This is a genomic window from Simiduia agarivorans SA1 = DSM 21679 (assembly GCF_000305785.2).
GTDB lineage: Bacteria > Pseudomonadota > Gammaproteobacteria > Pseudomonadales > Cellvibrionaceae > Simiduia > Simiduia agarivorans.
In genome coordinates this window covers 3,016,462-3,032,116 of record NC_018868.3, presented here as the reverse complement: position 1 = coordinate 3,032,116, position 15,655 = coordinate 3,016,462, and the positions used below count along the sequence as shown (strand labels likewise).

Annotated in this window: 14 protein-coding genes; 3 read left to right on the top strand and 11 right to left on the bottom strand. The window is 57.5% G+C overall.

Going from position 1 to position 15,655, the window contains the following annotated elements; translation table 11 throughout:
- Positions 1-10: 10 nt before the first annotated feature.
- The 4 genes from M5M_RS13600 to M5M_RS13585 all read right to left on the bottom strand — a co-directional run bounded on the left by M5M_RS13600 (position 11) and on the right by M5M_RS13585 (position 4,496).
- On the bottom strand, positions 11-1,882 hold the full coding sequence (locus M5M_RS13600) for a propionyl-CoA synthetase (RefSeq protein ID WP_016389541.1): 1,872 nt from the start codon (positions 1,880-1,882) through the stop codon (positions 11-13).
- A gap of 82 nt (positions 1,883-1,964) precedes the next feature.
- Positions 1,965-2,453, bottom strand: a complete 489-nt coding sequence (locus tag M5M_RS13595) for an MOSC domain-containing protein (protein WP_015048068.1) — start codon at positions 2,451-2,453, stop codon at positions 1,965-1,967.
- Complete coding sequence (locus M5M_RS13590) at positions 2,450-3,265, bottom strand: mechanosensitive ion channel family protein (protein ID WP_015048067.1); 816 nt, start codon at positions 3,263-3,265, stop codon at positions 2,450-2,452. The genes M5M_RS13595 and M5M_RS13590 overlap by 4 nt, the downstream gene beginning before the upstream one ends.
- 7 nt (positions 3,266-3,272) lie before the next feature.
- Positions 3,273-4,496, bottom strand: coding sequence for an ATP-binding protein (locus M5M_RS13585; protein WP_015048066.1), 1,224 nt, complete (start codon positions 4,494-4,496; stop codon positions 3,273-3,275).
- 66 nt (positions 4,497-4,562) lie between these two features.
- Between M5M_RS13585 and M5M_RS13580 the strand changes: the two genes are divergently transcribed.
- Complete coding sequence (locus tag M5M_RS13580; protein ID WP_015048065.1) at positions 4,563-5,582, top strand: metal-dependent hydrolase; 1,020 nt, start codon at positions 4,563-4,565, stop codon at positions 5,580-5,582.
- Positions 5,583-5,592: 10 nt separating this feature from the next.
- Here the strand turns inward: M5M_RS13580 and M5M_RS13575 are convergent, their stop codons facing one another.
- The 4 genes from M5M_RS13575 to M5M_RS13560 form a co-directional block, all read right to left on the bottom strand.
- Positions 5,593-5,934 carry a DUF6164 family protein gene (locus M5M_RS13575; RefSeq protein WP_015048064.1) on the bottom strand — a complete coding sequence of 114 codons (342 nt, stop codon included), beginning with the start codon at positions 5,932-5,934 and terminating at the stop codon, positions 5,593-5,595.
- Complete coding sequence (locus M5M_RS13570; protein ID WP_016389537.1) at positions 5,915-6,361, bottom strand: GNAT family N-acetyltransferase; 447 nt, start codon at positions 6,359-6,361, stop codon at positions 5,915-5,917. The genes M5M_RS13575 and M5M_RS13570 overlap by 20 nt, the downstream gene beginning before the upstream one ends.
- Positions 6,351-6,938, bottom strand: coding sequence for a tRNA-uridine aminocarboxypropyltransferase (locus tag M5M_RS13565; RefSeq protein WP_015048063.1), 588 nt, complete (start codon positions 6,936-6,938; stop codon positions 6,351-6,353). The genes M5M_RS13570 and M5M_RS13565 overlap by 11 nt, the downstream gene beginning before the upstream one ends.
- A 68-nt stretch (positions 6,939-7,006) precedes the next feature.
- Positions 7,007-9,136, bottom strand: a complete 2,130-nt coding sequence (locus M5M_RS13560) for a molybdopterin-dependent oxidoreductase (RefSeq protein WP_015048062.1) — start codon at positions 9,134-9,136, stop codon at positions 7,007-7,009.
- A 162-nt stretch (positions 9,137-9,298) separates the two neighbouring features.
- Here M5M_RS13560 and M5M_RS13555 point away from each other — a divergent pair, with 162 nt between their 5' ends.
- On the top strand, positions 9,299-9,973 hold the full coding sequence (locus M5M_RS13555; RefSeq protein ID WP_015048061.1) for a copper resistance protein B: 675 nt from the start codon (positions 9,299-9,301) through the stop codon (positions 9,971-9,973).
- A 96-nt stretch (positions 9,974-10,069) separates the two neighbouring features.
- Here M5M_RS13555 and M5M_RS13550 read toward each other — a convergent pair whose 3' ends face one another.
- Entirely contained in the window at positions 10,070-11,062 is a 993-nt protein-coding gene (locus M5M_RS13550; RefSeq protein ID WP_015048060.1) for a DUF2860 family protein, read from the bottom strand.
- A 38-nt stretch (positions 11,063-11,100) separates the two neighbouring features.
- Complete coding sequence (gene folE / locus M5M_RS13545; protein WP_016389534.1) at positions 11,101-11,736, bottom strand: GTP cyclohydrolase I FolE; 636 nt, start codon at positions 11,734-11,736, stop codon at positions 11,101-11,103.
- Positions 11,737-11,852: 116 nt separating this feature from the next.
- Between folE and M5M_RS13540 the strand changes: the two genes are divergently transcribed.
- Positions 11,853-13,730, top strand: coding sequence for an N-acyl-D-amino-acid deacylase family protein (locus tag M5M_RS13540; RefSeq protein ID WP_015048058.1), 1,878 nt, complete (start codon positions 11,853-11,855; stop codon positions 13,728-13,730).
- 89 nt (positions 13,731-13,819) lie between these two features.
- On the opposite strand, the gene M5M_RS13535 is transcribed toward M5M_RS13540, so the two are convergent.
- Positions 13,820-15,562, bottom strand: a complete 1,743-nt coding sequence (locus M5M_RS13535) for a hypothetical protein (RefSeq protein WP_144062456.1) — start codon at positions 15,560-15,562, stop codon at positions 13,820-13,822.
- Positions 15,563-15,655: the final 93 nt, after the last annotated feature.

The window sequence follows — 15,655 nt, the reverse complement described above, 5'->3', positions numbered from 1 at the left end:
TAACGGGTAACTAAGCCAATACTTTTTCTATTGCGCCGATGGCCGCCGGGTCGTCGATGGTCGATGGGGTTTGGTATTGTTCTTTATCGGCGATCTGACGTATCAGCCGGCGAAGGATTTTACCACTGCGGGTTTTTGGCAAGCGATCCACCACTTTAACCTGCTTAAAGCAGGCCACCGCACCGAGCTTATCGCGCACGCGCTGCACGAGTTCTGCGGCGATGGATTCATCGCTGGCATCAACGCCATCTTTGAGTACAACAAGGCCAAGCGGAAGCTGACCCTTCAGGTCATCGGCCACACCCACGACGGCACATTCGGCAACGGCTTTATGGCCCGCAACAATTTCTTCCATTTCTCCGGTGGAAAGCCGGTGGCCGGCAACGTTGATCACATCGTCGGTCCGGCCCATGATGAAGACGTAGCCCTGTTCATCCTTATAGCCGCCGTCACCGGTGGTGTAATAGCCATCAAATACACTCAGGTAGCTGTTAACAAAACGGGCGTGGTCTCCCCACACGGTCGCCAGGCACCCCGGGGGTAGCGGCAGTTTGATAGCGACGCTGCCCTGCTCACCGGCGGCGCAATCTTTGCCGTTAGCATCAAGAATCCGCACATCGTAACCGGGCATGGGTAAGGTGGCAGAGCCCGCCTTCGGCGGCACGGGTTCGATACCCATGGGATTACCGCAGATTGCCCAACCAGTTTCTGTTTGCCACCAGTGATCCACCACCGGTAAACCGAGCAGGTTTTTCACCCAGTGGTAAGTGGCAGGGTCCAATCGTTCGCCCGCCATGAAAACCGTTTTAAGGCTCGCAAGGTTGTAGGGATTGAGCAACGTGGATTCCGGGTCGGCTTTGCGGATTGCGCGGAAAGCGGTGGGTGCCGCAAAGATGGCATTCACCTGGTATTGCTCTATGACACGCCAGAAGGCGCCCGCATCGGGCGTGCGTACCGGTTTACCTTCGTACAACACGCTGGTCACACCTGCGAGCAGTGGTGCATAGACAATGTAAGAGTGACCCACCACCCAGCCTACGTCCGACGCCGCCCAGAACACATCGCCAGGCCCCATGTTGTACACACACCGCATGGAATGGTGCATCGCCACCGCATGGCCGCCATTGTCGCGCACCACACCTTTGGGTTTGCCAGTGGTGCCGGAGGTGTACAGGATGTACAGCGGGTCTGTAGCCAACACCGGCACACAATCGGCCGGTTGTGCGCGCGCTAACGCCTGATGCCAATCGAGATCACGCGGTCCCATCAGCTTGGCTTGCAATTGCGGCCGCTGCACAATCACACAGTGCGCCGGCTGGTGCCAGGCCTGATCAATGGCCTGGTCCAACAGTGGCTTGTAGGCAATCACCTGATCCACTTCGATGCCACAACTGGCGGAGACCACGACAATCGGCGTGGCATCATCGATACGCGCGGCCAGTTCACTGGCCGCGAAGCCACCAAAGACCACACTGTGAATTGCACCCAGGCGTGCGCACGCCAGCATGGCAACAACCGCCTCGGGAATCATGGGCATGTAAATCACTACGCGGTCGCCTTTGCCCACCCCCAGATCGCGCAACATACCCGCGCACAAAGCCACCTGATCGCGCAGCGTTTCAAAACTGAAGGATTGTCGCGCGCCGGTTACCGGCGAATCATAATGCAACGCAATCTGGTCGCCATTGCCTTGCGCCACATGGTGATCCAGTGCCATGTAACAGGTATTGAGTTCACCATCGGGAAACCAGCGTGGCCAGCCGTTGTCGTCCGGTGCAAGGGTAGTCACCGGGAATCGGTACCAGGGCAGCTGACTCGCCTGCTCGCGCCAGTAGCTCTCTGGCTGTTGCAGTGAACGGGCGTAGACATCCTGATATTTCATGGCGGTACCTCACAGCAATTTTATACGGTGAGTATAAAAAACCAGAATTCGGGTACCTACCCAGACATTGGTCGATTCGACTTTAGTCGATCAGCTGAATGGCCGACACGGCATCACCCAGCCGGACAATGCCACTGGTGTGTATGCACGCGGTGATGCCGCCGTGGCCGCGCACGGCGTTATAACCACCGGGGCCGAAGATTTCTTCCATGCGCGAACAGGGATGGGCCAGGCCAGTACCCTCGCATTCCACGGCACCCATGCGGAAACGTTTATCTTTCAACGCCAGCAAATTAATACCGCTCACTAAAATATTCCGGCGCAGTTGTTCGGGGGTTACGGACTCGCGCCCCAACAGCGCGGCAATCACTGGCAGGTGTTCGGCCTGAATCAGGGTAATCTGGCGCTTGCCATTGCGGCTGCTGTAACGGTCGCCTACCAGACCACGGCCGGCGCGGGCGTCCACGGCATCCACTACCAGCATGGCTTCGCGCCGGGCCGGACGCACGCCCAGCCATTGCACAACGCCCGTTTGGGCAAACGCCGAGTGCAACGCTGCCAGGGTTTTCATTGCGGCAACGGCACCACCGCCGAGGGCATGACACCGGCGATTTTGTAGGCATCAATCACGCGCATTTGAATATCGGTAGCAAAACGTTTTTCCAGCCGGATATCCAACACCCAGGCTTTCACTGTCACGTGAATGAGTGCCTTGCCGAATTCAACACTGTTATCGAGGTTGATAATGATGGGCTTTTTCAGAAATGTGTAGGGCGAGGTCAACGTGGCTTCGCGGGCCAGTGCCATCGCCAGCTGGTGATCGCATTCTGCGGGCAGTGAAAACTTCACACTCACCTGCTCATCCAATGCGCCGCTGTTGGAGTTGGCAATGGCGGTGCGCAACGCTTCGTTGTTGGGCACCATGATGATGTTGTCATCAAAGGTGCGCAGCCAGGTCACGCTCCATTCCAGTTTAATCACTTCACCGTAGTGGCCCGCCAGGCTCACCATGTCGCCCAGCCGGTAGGGCGGGTTGATCATGATTATGAGTCCGGACACCATATTTTTAATGGGTTCCTGGGTGGCCAGGCCCAGTGCCAGGCCGGCGGAACCGAGCATGGCAAACAAGATACTTTGGTGCGGCGCCACGATGCCCACAACGGCATAGATTACCGTGCCACTCCACACCAGCACCCGGGTCAGCGGGTAAATGCGATTGAGCAGCAGCCGGTGGCGCGGAAACTGGTCGGCCAGTTTATTCAGCAACCATTGCATCAGGGTCAGAAATACCCAGGCGGAGAGCACCAGCAGCGCAATCGCCAGTATTTTTTCCAACGAAATAATATCCAGCAACGCCTGTAAACTATTTGATTCCGTATCCATAGGGGCCTCAGTACAAACGGTTGGCATTCACCAGATGCGCCACGGTGGCCTGCGCCAGTATGGGCTCAAGGTAATAGCTGTTACTGGTATAGGGTTCACTGGTTTTGATGCAATTCAGAATACCCACCCGGCGCAAACGCTCCAGGCGCAGCAGACTCTGGTCGGGCGAAATCCGGAACAGGGTTTCATGCTCCATGTGAGTCAGCACACCGTGTACAAATATTTCCGCCAGGCTGAACAATTCGTCTTCATCGCAGTCTTTCAACACACTGGTGTCCAATGAACAGAATGGCGCCAGGCTGACGGCATCCGCATCTACTTTGAACGCCCGCAGCAAAAAGAAAAACGCCATCTCGGGTAAGCCGCCGCTGATGCTGTGTAATTGCTTAAGGCGTTTTTGCAGCCATTCCGACTCATCCATGTCTTCTTCTGGTTGCCAGCGAAACCCGTGGCCATAAAAACGCCTCCCGATTAAGTCGGCGAGTTCCTCACTGTTAAAATAATCCATATGCAGCACCCGGCTGAAAAACCGTTCCACCGCGTAGATAAAATTCAGCCGACGCCAGGCTTGCTTGGCACAGGCCACAATCCAGCAGTGCCGGTGCTGGGTGGCCACCATGATGGCGCCGATGGTCTGCACGGCGGCCTGATTGCCCAGCGCGCGGGACAGCAGCATGTGGGCATCGTCAATCAACAGCAGGCGTGGCGGCAGCGCATTAATGGCGGAGACCATTTCAGCCACGGTGGCCGGGCAGGATTCGAATTCAAAAATACTGTTGATCAACCGCAGCGCGTCCTGCACCGACAATGGCCGCTCGGCAATACTCAGAAAACTGAGCGCCTCGTCGCCTTCAAGACGATGCCGCAGCTGATTCAGGGTCGACGTCAGCCCGCACCCGTGCGGCCCAACCAACGCAGTGAGACTGGAGCGCCCATCGCGCCATTCCAGCAGCACGTTGTCCAACGCTTTCAGTAATGCGTCGCGACCGGTAAAGCGAGGGTCTTCCGGGCCCAGGGGTTGGTTGGAATAAGCTTGCACCAACGCAGTTGGCACCAGCTGCGGAAATGCCTGCCGCAGGCGCACAATGGCCTTGGGGCTGAGTGCATCACCCGGCTGCAGGCTCGCGTGCGGCTCCACCGGTTTTTTGACCAGCGGTTGCCAGATATCGTGGCGCATGACCTGCCAGAATTTTTCTGCAGTCGCCTGGGTTTTCGCCAGCAATGCTTTCATTGGGATTCCGTTCAGATTCCGTTTTATACTTTTTGATTGTTACTTACATCCTGTCAGGACACTAGTATGGACCCGATAACACAAGGCGTACTGGGTGCGAGCTTACCACAGGCCGCCGCAAGGCCCGGCAAACAGCTGGCGGCCGCCACCTTGGTGGGTGCCATTGGCGGCATGACACCGGATCTGGACGTGCTCATCCGCTCCAGTACCGACCCCTTATTGTTTCTGGAATTTCACCGCCAGTTTACCCATTCGCTGCTGTTTATTCCGATCGGGGGCGCCATTACCGGGCTGATACTCTATGCCCTGTTCCGACGTTTTCTGGGCCTGGGTTTATGGCCTACCTTATTGTTCACCACGCTGGGCTATGCCACCCATGCACTGCTGGATGCCTGCACCACCTACGGCACCCAGTTGCTTTGGCCGCTCACGGACACGCGCTTTGCGTGGAATACGGTATCGATCATCGACCCGCTGTTTACCCTGCCGTTGCTGGCGTTGATTATTGCCGGCGTACTGAAACAACGGCCGGCATTTGCCCGGGCCGGCTTGGTCTATGGCCTGTGTTACCTGAGCCTCGGCGCGGTGCAGCGCGAGCGCGCTGAAGCCGCTGGTTGGGCGCTGGCTGAGTCGCGGGGGCACACGCCCATCCGGCTGGAGGCCAAGCCCTCATTCGCCAATATCTGGTTGTGGAAACTGGTGTACGAAACCGACAACCATTTTTATGTGGATGCGGTGCACGTGCTCGACAAGGCCACCCTCTATCCCGGGCAACGCGCACGCAAGCTGGATATTGCGCGCGATTTTCCGTGGCTGGCACCCAACACTCAGCAGTATCGGGACATCCACCGCTTCGCCTGGTTTTCCAATCGCTATCTGGCGCTGGATGCGCACGATCCGGCGCGCATTATCGACGCCCGCTATTCACTGATACCCAATGAAATCAGCCCGTTGTGGGGCATCATCTTGCGCCCGGAGGCGAGCCCCACCGAACACGTGGGTTACTTTGCCGAACGCGATACCAGTGCCGCCAAGCGCAAGAAATTTCTGGCCATGTTATGGGGCGAGCCGCTGGCGCGGGAATAGCGCAACGGCGTCAGTCCCAGGCGCCCAGCATGGGCACAATCATGATCGTCAGGATGATCGCCGCCGACAGAAGCGCTGCCAGCAACGGCAAAGGTTTACGGGCGCTGCGGGCCCAGAAGGATTCCGGGGGCTGCGCCCGCATGCGCTCAATCCAGCCGGCCTCAAATTCGGCCAGCAGGGCCTTGGCTTTGGGCAGCTCGCCGGCATCCGTCAGCCAGATGGCGGCCACGCCAATGCCCCAGAATCCGGCCTGGGTTTCGTACCAGTCCAGGCCGGCCTGATCCAGCAGTTCACGCACGGCCTGGGCTTCGGCCTCCGGTACCTGGTTGAGTTTAAACAGCAGTTGTCCCATCGGGTGTTGTCCATACCATAGCGGTTAAGTGTGGCGTTTTGCGTTGGTAGCGGGCCAGCCGGCTGGCCAACGCCGGAGGCAACGACGAGGCCCGCGCGAAGCCCGCGCGCCGGTACAAGTTTACAAGCCCCGGCTCACAAAACAGAAAGGTTTCGCCCGCGCGCAACGTCGTTGCGGCTGCCTGCAACAACGCTGCCGCCCAGCCCTGGCCACGGGCGTCCGGCGCCACCAGCATGCCGGTGAGCAATACATAGGGTGATTCCAACGGCCGCAATCGCAATGCCGCCCGGATACTGCCATCACACTCGCCCAACCAGACGGTTTCGTCACCGCGGGCTTTCATGTGTTTGTTCACCCGCTTGTAGAACTGGTTGGCGAGCGGTATCAAGGGGCCGGCGACGGCGCGGAATTGCCAGTCAGGGTTCATAGCGGGCCTGCACTTCTTGCGGCATCTGCTTCAGACGGGCATCAATCCACCGCGCTTGCAGATCCAGTAAGGGCTGGGGGTTGCGGCCCTCATTGGTGTGCAGCGCCCAGGCGATGGATTCGAGCGTAGACAGGCCACCGTCCACAGAGGTTTTGCGCAGCCGGTAGTTGCCCTGTTGCCGCAGACTCAGACGCGGCAGCTGTGCCAGCCAGGGATTCAGCATGAGCATCTTATGAGCTTTGCGCCAGGTGGCATCCAGCACAATCAGGGTATCGAAGCGGGCATCGGCCGCGGGCGCATTCGTCGCGGTGTCTGCCGGATAACACAGTCCAACCCGGCCCCAATCGCCGCGGGCAATGGCCTCCGCCAGGTCGCGGAAATCCGCCGCCGGTTCGCCCACCAGGCAGTGCATGGCGGGCAGGGCAAGTTGCGCCAGGCGCAGGGTGTTTTTGGAATGCTGGGTTTCCTGCGGATGCTGTAACGCCACCAACCGCGTGCGGGCCTGAATCTGGCTCACCTGCGCGCACAGGCAGTAAGCCTGCACCAGGGCGCAATGGGGGCATTTGGGTGTGGGCATGGGCGCGGAAACGTGGTTCTGAAAACCGCATTATCCGCTAAATGCCCAGGCCTTGGCCAATCGGCGGGTCAGGACACCGCCTTGCGTTTGCGATCGTCCACGGCCGCTTCTGATACCTTGTGCAGGCTCACCAACACGCCGTTAACGGCCGCATTGCCGGAAATGGAATCGAGCAACTGGTCGTCGGTGAGGTCGTTGACGCTGGCGCCCAATTGCCGCGAGGCAATATTCAGGCGAATCCCTTCGCGGTCGTGCCCGTACCCATGCGGCAGGCTCACCACGCCGCGCGCCATTTCCTGGCTGGCCTGTACCTGCGCCAGCACTTTGCCGGTGCGCGAGCGCACTTCCACCCAACTGTCATCGGCAATGCCAAGATCGGCCAAATCGTTGGGGTGCACCAGTAAGTGATCGCGCGCTTTACCTTTCACCAATCGGTGATAATTGTGCATCCAGGAGTTATTAGAGCGGATGTGGCGCCGGCCAATCAAACGCAAGCCCGCGGCGGGCTGTGGCTGCACCGGTAGTCGGGCCAGACCGTCGAGCATGGGTTCGGGCGCGAGCATCAGAGGTTGTTCGGCACTGAACAGCGCCGCCATGCGCGGCACATGCGGGCCCAGATCGATGCCGCTGGGTTGCGCCTGTAAGGCTTCGAGACTGAGCCCCTTGCCGCCAAACTGCAACATGGCATCGACCATCTCGGCCGGGGGCACCAGTGTTTTGGTGGGCTGCTGCTTGCGCTCGCGAATGGCGTTGCCGAGGGCGCCAAAAATCTGCCAGTCGTGGCGTTCGCCGTCGGATTTCTCATACACCGCCGGCGACCAGCGGGCCATGTTGTGAACGCCCAGCGCGTGAAACACCAGGTCGTAGTTGTCGCGCTCCAACGGCGAGACCGGCGGCAGTATCAGATCCGCATGGCGGGTGGTTTCATTCAGATAGAAATCCACCGCCACCATGAAATCCAGTCCCGCCAGGGCGTCGTCCAACTGGCCGCCATTGGGTGTGGACAATACCGGGTTGCCAGCAATGGTGACCAGCGCCCGCACCTGGCCTTCGCCGGGGGTGAGCATTTCTTCGGCCATGGTGGCGGCCGGAAACTCGCCGGCAAATTCCGGCAACCCGCGCACCCGCGACTGGTAGCGGTTAAAGGTTTGCGGGTTAGTGCCCGGGCCCGCGGTATCAATTGCCGGGTTAGGCAACATCAAGCCGCCTTCCACATCCAGGTGATTGGTCAAGAGGTTGAGCAGCTGGATCGCCCACTGACAAAGGGTACCGTAAGCCTGGGTGGACACCCCCATACGCCCGTATACCGCGGCGCGCGGGGTGGAGGCGAGCTCATCGGCCAGGGTGCGGACCTGGTCAGCGCTTATGCCGGTGTGGGCTTCTGCCAATGCCGGCGTGAACGGCTGCAGTTGTTCGTCCAGTATGTCCAACCCGGCCACACGACCGCTGAAACGCCCCAGGTCAATCTGGCCGCTGCTGAACAGGTGGTTGAGCATGGCCAGTAACAGGTAAATGTCCTTGCCGGGCTCAATCGGTAAGTAAGTGCTTGCCAGCTCCGCAGTTTCGGTTCTGCGCGGGTCGACCACAATCAGCTTGCCACCGCGTTGGCGCAACGCTTTCAGCCGGCCGGGCATATTGGGCGCGGTCATTACACTGCCATTGGAAGCCACCGGGTTGGCGCCCAGCATCATTACCCATTGGGTGCGATCCAGGTCCATGACCGGCACCCTGAGCCAATGGTGATACATCAACAGCCCCACCATGTGGTGCGGCAACTGGTCCACCGAGGTGGCAGAGAAGCGGTTGCGGCTATTGAGCGCGCGGGTGGTCAGGGATGAATACATCCAGATCCCGAGCGAATGAATCGACGGGTTGCCCGCGTAGATGGCCACTGCATCATCACCATGGCGCGCCTGCACCGCCACCAGGCGATCGGCCGCCAGCGCGATGGCTTCCTCCCAGCCGATGGGCTGCCAGCCATTGGCCGTGCGGCGCATAGGTTGGCGCAGGCGGTCCGGGTCCTGATGGATATCTTGCAGTGCCACCGCTTTGGGACAAATGAAGCCCTGACTTAAGGGGTCGTCCTTGTCGCCCTTGATGGCCACAATCTCATCGTTGCGGGTATGGATTTCGATGCCACAGATAGCCTCGCACAAGTGGCAGGCCCGGCGGTGTATATGGGTGCTGGAATCAGTCATTGTTATAGTCGACCTCCTGTCGGACAGCCATGGTAACGCCTAGCCCCTGCCCAATGCCAATGGCACGGGCAAATCCGGCGCCATAAATTACACTTTTTTACTACTTGAACCGGGGTATGTACTGCCCCACACTGCGCGCCACAGCCAACGGGAGAGAAACCTTTGAAGTATTCCCTTGTAGCCACTGCCTGTCTTTTGCCCGCCCTGGCACTGGCCGACGATATTGAGTTTTCCGGCGAGTTCGACCAATTTGAATTGCGCAGTCAGGGCCTGGCGCTCTGGGACGCCGAGTTGTTTATCGGCAATGCTGCAGACCAGGCGCTGGTGATAAAAAGTACAGCCGAAATTCCCAATCGCTACCTTGGCGCGCACGAAGCCCAGGTATTGGGCCAGATGGCGGCCAACGACACCTGGACCTTGCGCGCCGGGGTGCGCTCGGATCACTACCCGGACCCAAAGCGCCACTGGGGCGTGTTGTCGGCGCTGGCCGAATCTGACGCCGGCACGGCCTACGAAATCACCGGTTTTGTCAGTCCCGACAATCAGGGCCTGTTGCTGGGCATCGAGCATTTCTGGGAAGTGGCGCCGCAATGGAAACTGATCCCCAAAGCGGAGCTGCTGTTTCACACTGAGGATGATATCGAGACGGCGACCGGCGAAGGCCTGAGCTATGCCGAGGTGGGCCTGCGCTTGCGCTATGTGGCATCACCCTGGTTTAAGCCCTATGTGGGCATTAACTGGATCACCAGCCACGGCAACACCCGCGATTTTCTGGAACAGGAAGGCGCGCGCAAACAGAATTTTACTTACCGCGCCGGTTTTACCTGGGCGTTTTAGCACGTCAGCCCGTCGTGCGGGGTCAGACCAAAAAATCACACCACCTATCTTCGGAGTTTGTTCACCTCTCACGATTTTTTGCTCTGACCCCATTGATCAAAACGCGTAAGTAAACCCCGCCCCCGCAAACAGCCCTGACTCATCAAAAAAATCCACATCGCTGTCGCGATCATTCAGGCTCGCAAGCACCGTGAAAGATGTGGATTGCCAACCGAAGGGTTCAGCCAGAAGATAAGAGGTGAACAGCTTGAAGCGGTTGTCCTGGCGGCGCTCGTCAAACACGGGGTTAACCGCATCAAAGTCGTAAAATTCATAACCGGCGTTGGCAATAAAACTGTGCCGTCCTGTGCGGTGAAACAAACGGAACTCGGCGCCAAAGGCGTTAAAGGAATTCGCTTTGCCATCGGCGTTGCGATCAAACATATACACAGAAGGGGTGAAAAACGTCGCGCGCCCGAGCGGCAGTAAAAATTCCACACCCAGATACCCGTACTCACCATCGCGCTTCAATATCGCCTGCTGTTCGGGTGCCAGGCTACTGCCACTGGTTTCCCGCTTGACGTCCAACTGCCCGTAACCGATTTCCACACCTAGCCCGGTGCCACTGATGCGCTCGAGCTTGGCCCGCACCGCGTGCAATTGCTGGTCGGTTTTGGTCCGGGTCTGGTTCAATAAGTAGGGGTCCTGCCAGACATCTTCAGGCAACAGCGACGGAATATAGGCCGCCTCGAATACCGCGCCGCTTTGCAGGAAGCGCCGATAGCCGAATTCCCCGGCAAACCGCCCTTGCGCCGCATTGGACCGACTGACCCCCGCATAGATCTGCTGGTCCAGTCCCTCGAAGGTATACGCGATGTTGCCGATGATGCCGGGCAAACCGCGCGAGGTGGCGTCGGGGCTGGAGGCGTAGTCGGTGAGCAACGGATCGGCATCGTCATTGGCCGATAAGTTGGATGACTGGCTCAGATAAATTACGCCAAGAAACACATCACCGGACACGCCGGCTGTCTTGGGCGCAAATGCCTGCGCGACCGATTGATGACAAAACACTGCACACAAGAGTGCAAGACCGGGGGCAAGGTAATTCACGCGACGTCCTCAGAAACAAGTGCGCGGAGTGTAACACGTCAACGTAAAAATTCTGCTCTCAGTCCCGGGTCGCGCTTGAATGCGCCGGCCAGTGCCTGGGTCTCGGTAAAGGACTCGGCATCCCGCACACCGCGGGCTTTCACGCAATAGTGGGTCGCAGCCATGTGCACGGCCACATCTTCTGTACCCAGAATAGTTTGCAAGGCCACCAGGATCTGCTGGGTCAAACGTTCCTGCACCTGTGGGCGTTGGGCAAAAAACCGTACGATGCGATTGATTTTCGACAGGCCCAGCACTTTATCACCGGGAATATACGCCACCTTGGCCCGACCATCGATGGTGATCAGGTGGTGTTCGCAGGTGGAAATCACGCTGATGTCCTGAACGCGCACCATTTCCGACACACCCATTTTATTTTCGATCTGGGAGATTTTCGGAAACTGGCCGTAATCCAGCCCGGCAAACAACTCGTCGACGTAGAGCTTCGCCATGCGCTCGGGCGTTTCACACAGGCTGTCATCGGCAAGATCCAGCCCTAACGTGGTCAGAATACCGCGCACATGGCCGGCGATGGCTTCGCGCTTTTGGCTTGGAGGCAGGCTGTTACCCACCATCGGGGTTTCAAGCCCCCGGGTGATAAGCGCTTGCCGGACTTGCTCTGCTATTGGGCTCACAACACCATCTCCGCATTACGTTGCAGACTGGTTACGCGGGCAGCTGCCGTTCGGATCTGCGTTGGCATTCCGCGGCACACACCGCATAATCGGTTGACGATACAGGAGGCCAACGCATGACCAAGCTGTGGGATACCATGATTACCGGAGCCAAGATTTTTGACGGTACCGGCGCCCCGCCCTTCATCGGCGACCTCGCCATCAAGGCGGGCCGGATCGCCGCCATCGCGCCACAACTCGACCCCGCACACGCGGAACAGGTGGTCGACGGCGGGGGTAAATGGTTGATGCCCGGGTTGCTGGATATCCACACCCACTACGATCTGGAGCTGGAACTGGAGCCCGCGCTGCCCGAGTCGGTACGCCATGGCACCACCACCGTAGTCATCGCCAACTGCAGCCTCGGCCTGGCCTTCGGCAACCAGCGTAAAGGCAGTGCCGATCCCATTGTGGATTGCTTCGCACGCGTGGAGAACATTCCCAAATCCGTTCTGCGTGCCTGCGCCGACAAAGCCACCTGGTCAACCCCGGCGGAATACCTGGCGCACCTGCAACAGCTGGCCATGGGACCCAACGTGGCAGTGCTGATGCCCCATTCCATGCTGCGCATTGAAGTGATGGGTTTTGATGACAGCATCAACCGCCACGCCACCCCGGCCGAGCTGGCGACCATGCAACAGTTGCTGGCCGATGCACTGGATGCGGGCTTCGTGGGATTTTCTACCGATGCGTTGCCGTTCCACTACCTGGCCAATGAACCCAACACCCACAAAACCATCCCCACCCAGTTTGCACCGTTTGAAGAGATCAAGGCACTCACCGATGTGGTACGTGAAAAAAATGCGATCTGGCAAGGCACGCCACCGAAAGACAGCCCCATCAATACACTGAAAACGTTTTTACTGACTTCGGGCAAGCTACACCAAAAACCGCTGACCACCACGGTCGTGGCCGCGCTCGATGTACACAGCAACCGCAACATCGTCAGACTCGGCAAGTTAATGGCCAACCTGCTGAACAGCAAACTGCTGGCCGGCGACTTTCATCTGCAGGCACTGGCGGCGCCATTCAAAGTCTGGGCGGATGGCGCCATCACCCCGCTGGCAGAAGAAATTCCCGAGTTGCGTCAACTCAATGCCCTGGATCTGGAGGACCGCGTTGGCCGCCAGGCATTGTTGAAAGACTCCACCTTCATCGCCAACTTCAAACGCATGTGGCTTAAGGGCAAACAGGGCATTTCTTTTGCCCGACTGCAACGCTGGTTGCGACTGGAACAGTACGCCCTGACCCGTACCCTGGCCGACATGGTAATCGCCCGCTGCCCCATTGCTGTCTGGAACGGTAAAACCTTTCAACAGATTTTTGAACTGGTCAAGTTGGTGAATGCAGGCACACTGGATTATCTGGAGCCCGATGAATCGCTGAAATTAATCCAGTCTGAATTTTCCGAAGTCGACGATGAAGCGGATTTTGTGCTGCAAATGCTGCGCAGCTTTGATACGGAACTCAGTTGGTACACTGTTTCGGCCAATCGCGACACAGACACAGTGCGAAAGCTCATCATGCACCCGAAATTGCTGCCGGGCTTCAACGACAGTGGCGCGCACCTCACCAACATGGCCTTCTACGATTGCAACCTGCGCGCCCTGCAACTGGCCGCGCTCGGCGGCGACGAGGACACCGCCTACATGGTCAAGCGGCTCACCAAAGACCCGGCCGACCTGTTCCGCATTGATGCCGGATCACTGGCAGAGGGCGCTCGCGCCGATCTGGTGCTGATAAATCCTGACGAATTGCTCAGCTATAACAGCGACCAACATACCCAACGGGTCTATCGCGACGCGTTTCAGCACGAGCAAATGGTGAACCGGTCTGATGGTGTGGTGGAACATGTGTGGATTAATGGTGCGCTAATCTGGTCTGGCAATCAGCTGAACAAACAGGCTGGGGATCAACGCTGGGGTCAGTTATTAAAACCCACGCCGGCACCCTGATCAAAGTGAAAGGGTGGATGGCGGCCACCCTTTCAATCCGACGCCCGGCGAAGTGATATAAAATTTCAACCACGCCCGGGCATGGCACGTCAGAACTCCTCGTGATACCGCACTTGCTGCCAGCTTTCGCCCTGATCCGCCGACTCGTAAAAGTCCAGCGTGGCACCGTTACAACTGATCAGTAACCGGTCTGTAACTTCGGGAACCAAAGCCGTGCAGTATTCTTTCGGGAAGGCTTTCCCTGTATTGGCCCAGGTCTGCCCGCCGTCATTGGTAGTAACCAAATAGCTTTCTGAACTTCGCTCTGAAGTCCAGAAATCATAGTTGGAAACACTTACGGAAGCGACTGCATTGAGATCATCTGAAAACAACGGCGCACCATTAAAGTAAAAACTTTTCGACTTGCTTTTTACTGCTTTGCTTCCGTTCGTACAAGCCAGATTAGTTGTCACCTCCTCTTTACAGAAAAGTAGTTTCTTGCTGATTTCCACCCACGAATCTGTAGCCTGATCTTTCCGGAAAAAGTCTATATTTGCACCACTCCACCATGAGTTACTGCGCTCTACTTTGAGCGTCCTGAGTCCGGCGTTCATCAGATAGATATCGTCAGGATCATCTTCAAATTTGCCAACAGTCCAATCTGCACTATTAAAACGGAAGTATACCGGCTCCCCGCCGCTGCCTAATGCCGCCTGACTGGCCATAGATTGAGTCGTTATCTTTACCCAGGTCTGATCATTGTCACTAAAAAAATTGGCGGACAATATTCTGCGTGGATAGATTTTTTTGGTGGACGATTTCCTGGGGTCAACCACACGCGGTAGCGACGCCCATCCCTTGATATAGTTGTAGCGATTCATTTCCTGCCAGGTGGATACCTGACTATCACGCCTGAATACAATCAGTTCATCATTCCTGGACGTCAACACATCGATTGCCCCTTCGTTTACCTCCCTGACCGCATGTACGTGCAGGTCCGCATCTAATGACCAGTCATGCCACTGTTTACCAGCGTCGCGATGAAAAACCTTACCCTCGGGAGCTGCGACCACTAACCCACCCGTACTCAATGCCTTTACATCGGTGAAAGCCAGATTGGAAGTAACACCACCCGCGCTGAAATTTCCGGCGGGGTCACGCTCTAAAACCGTGCCCAAACGGTTAAAGAACAATACGCTGCCATCACTCAATTTCAGCTTGTCTGTATAGGACACGGGGCTTTGTACTACCTGGCTGAAGAGTAATTCACGATCCGATGCCAAGCCATCTTCATTCCACCGATTTGGATTGTTGAAGCGCCCTTTTAAGAAAGCAAAGTGTGCATCCAGTGCAGTCGACGCATGTTGTTCGGGCACCCGCAATAATATGTCCTGATATTTTTCGCCCATACTTTTCGGATAATGCACTAGCGTACCAATATCAGTTACTTGCCCCGCCTCAACGGTAAAAGTGCCCAAATCATCCGGTGCAGAAACAAATTTACTGTAGATGTAGTCGCCAATGATATAAAACGACCGGACATCGGACACCATATACGTACCGGGTGGTACCTGAGCGGCGAACACGGTATAACCGCCGCTAAACTGGTCTTTTGCTGTCAGTCGCTCCGGTTTAATGGTCTTTGACGCATTGAGATTTTCCGGTGTTAAGGTGAGCTGATTGAATGGCATTTGGAAACTGCCGGCGTTCACGACCCGGGCGACGACAATACCCCTTTCAGCTACTATGTCATGTGCCGACTCGATGGTGGGGTTCATGTTTACCTGACCTGCACAGCCCGCCAGAAAAATGAGTCCGGCTGCGACCAGAATCCGGTTAATTTGTTGCTTCAATGCAAAGTCCTCCAAGGATATACTCGGTTGAATTCCCGCAATCATTTGACACCCTATTGCAGTAATGCACAAGCAAAGGAAATGGTTACAGAC

What these genes read in the sequence shown, in the direction of transcription:
- M5M_RS13585 (WP_015048066.1), bottom strand. Translation starts at nt 4,496, where the DNA reads ATGAAAGCATTGCTGGCGAAAACCCAGGCGACTGCAGAAAAATTCTGG.
- M5M_RS13595 (WP_015048068.1), bottom strand. Translation starts at nt 2,453, where the DNA reads ATGAAAACCCTGGCAGCGTTGCACTCGGCGTTTGCCCAAACGGGCGTT.
- M5M_RS13565 (WP_015048063.1), bottom strand. Translation starts at nt 6,938, where the DNA reads ATGCCCACACCCAAATGCCCCCATTGCGCCCTGGTGCAGGCTTACTGC.
- M5M_RS13560 (WP_015048062.1), bottom strand. Translation starts at nt 9,136, where the DNA reads ATGACTGATTCCAGCACCCATATACACCGCCGGGCCTGCCACTTGTGC.
- M5M_RS13590 (WP_015048067.1), bottom strand. Translation starts at nt 3,265, where the DNA reads ATGGATACGGAATCAAATAGTTTACAGGCGTTGCTGGATATTATTTCG.
- M5M_RS13580 (WP_015048065.1), top strand. Translation starts at nt 4,563, where the DNA reads ATGGACCCGATAACACAAGGCGTACTGGGTGCGAGCTTACCACAGGCC.
- M5M_RS13600 (WP_016389541.1), bottom strand. Translation starts at nt 1,882, where the DNA reads ATGAAATATCAGGATGTCTACGCCCGTTCACTGCAACAGCCAGAGAGC.
- M5M_RS13575 (WP_015048064.1), bottom strand. Translation starts at nt 5,934, where the DNA reads ATGGGACAACTGCTGTTTAAACTCAACCAGGTACCGGAGGCCGAAGCC.
- M5M_RS13570 (WP_016389537.1), bottom strand. Translation starts at nt 6,361, where the DNA reads ATGAACCCTGACTGGCAATTCCGCGCCGTCGCCGGCCCCTTGATACCG.
- M5M_RS13540 (WP_015048058.1), top strand. Translation starts at nt 11,853, where the DNA reads ATGACCAAGCTGTGGGATACCATGATTACCGGAGCCAAGATTTTTGAC.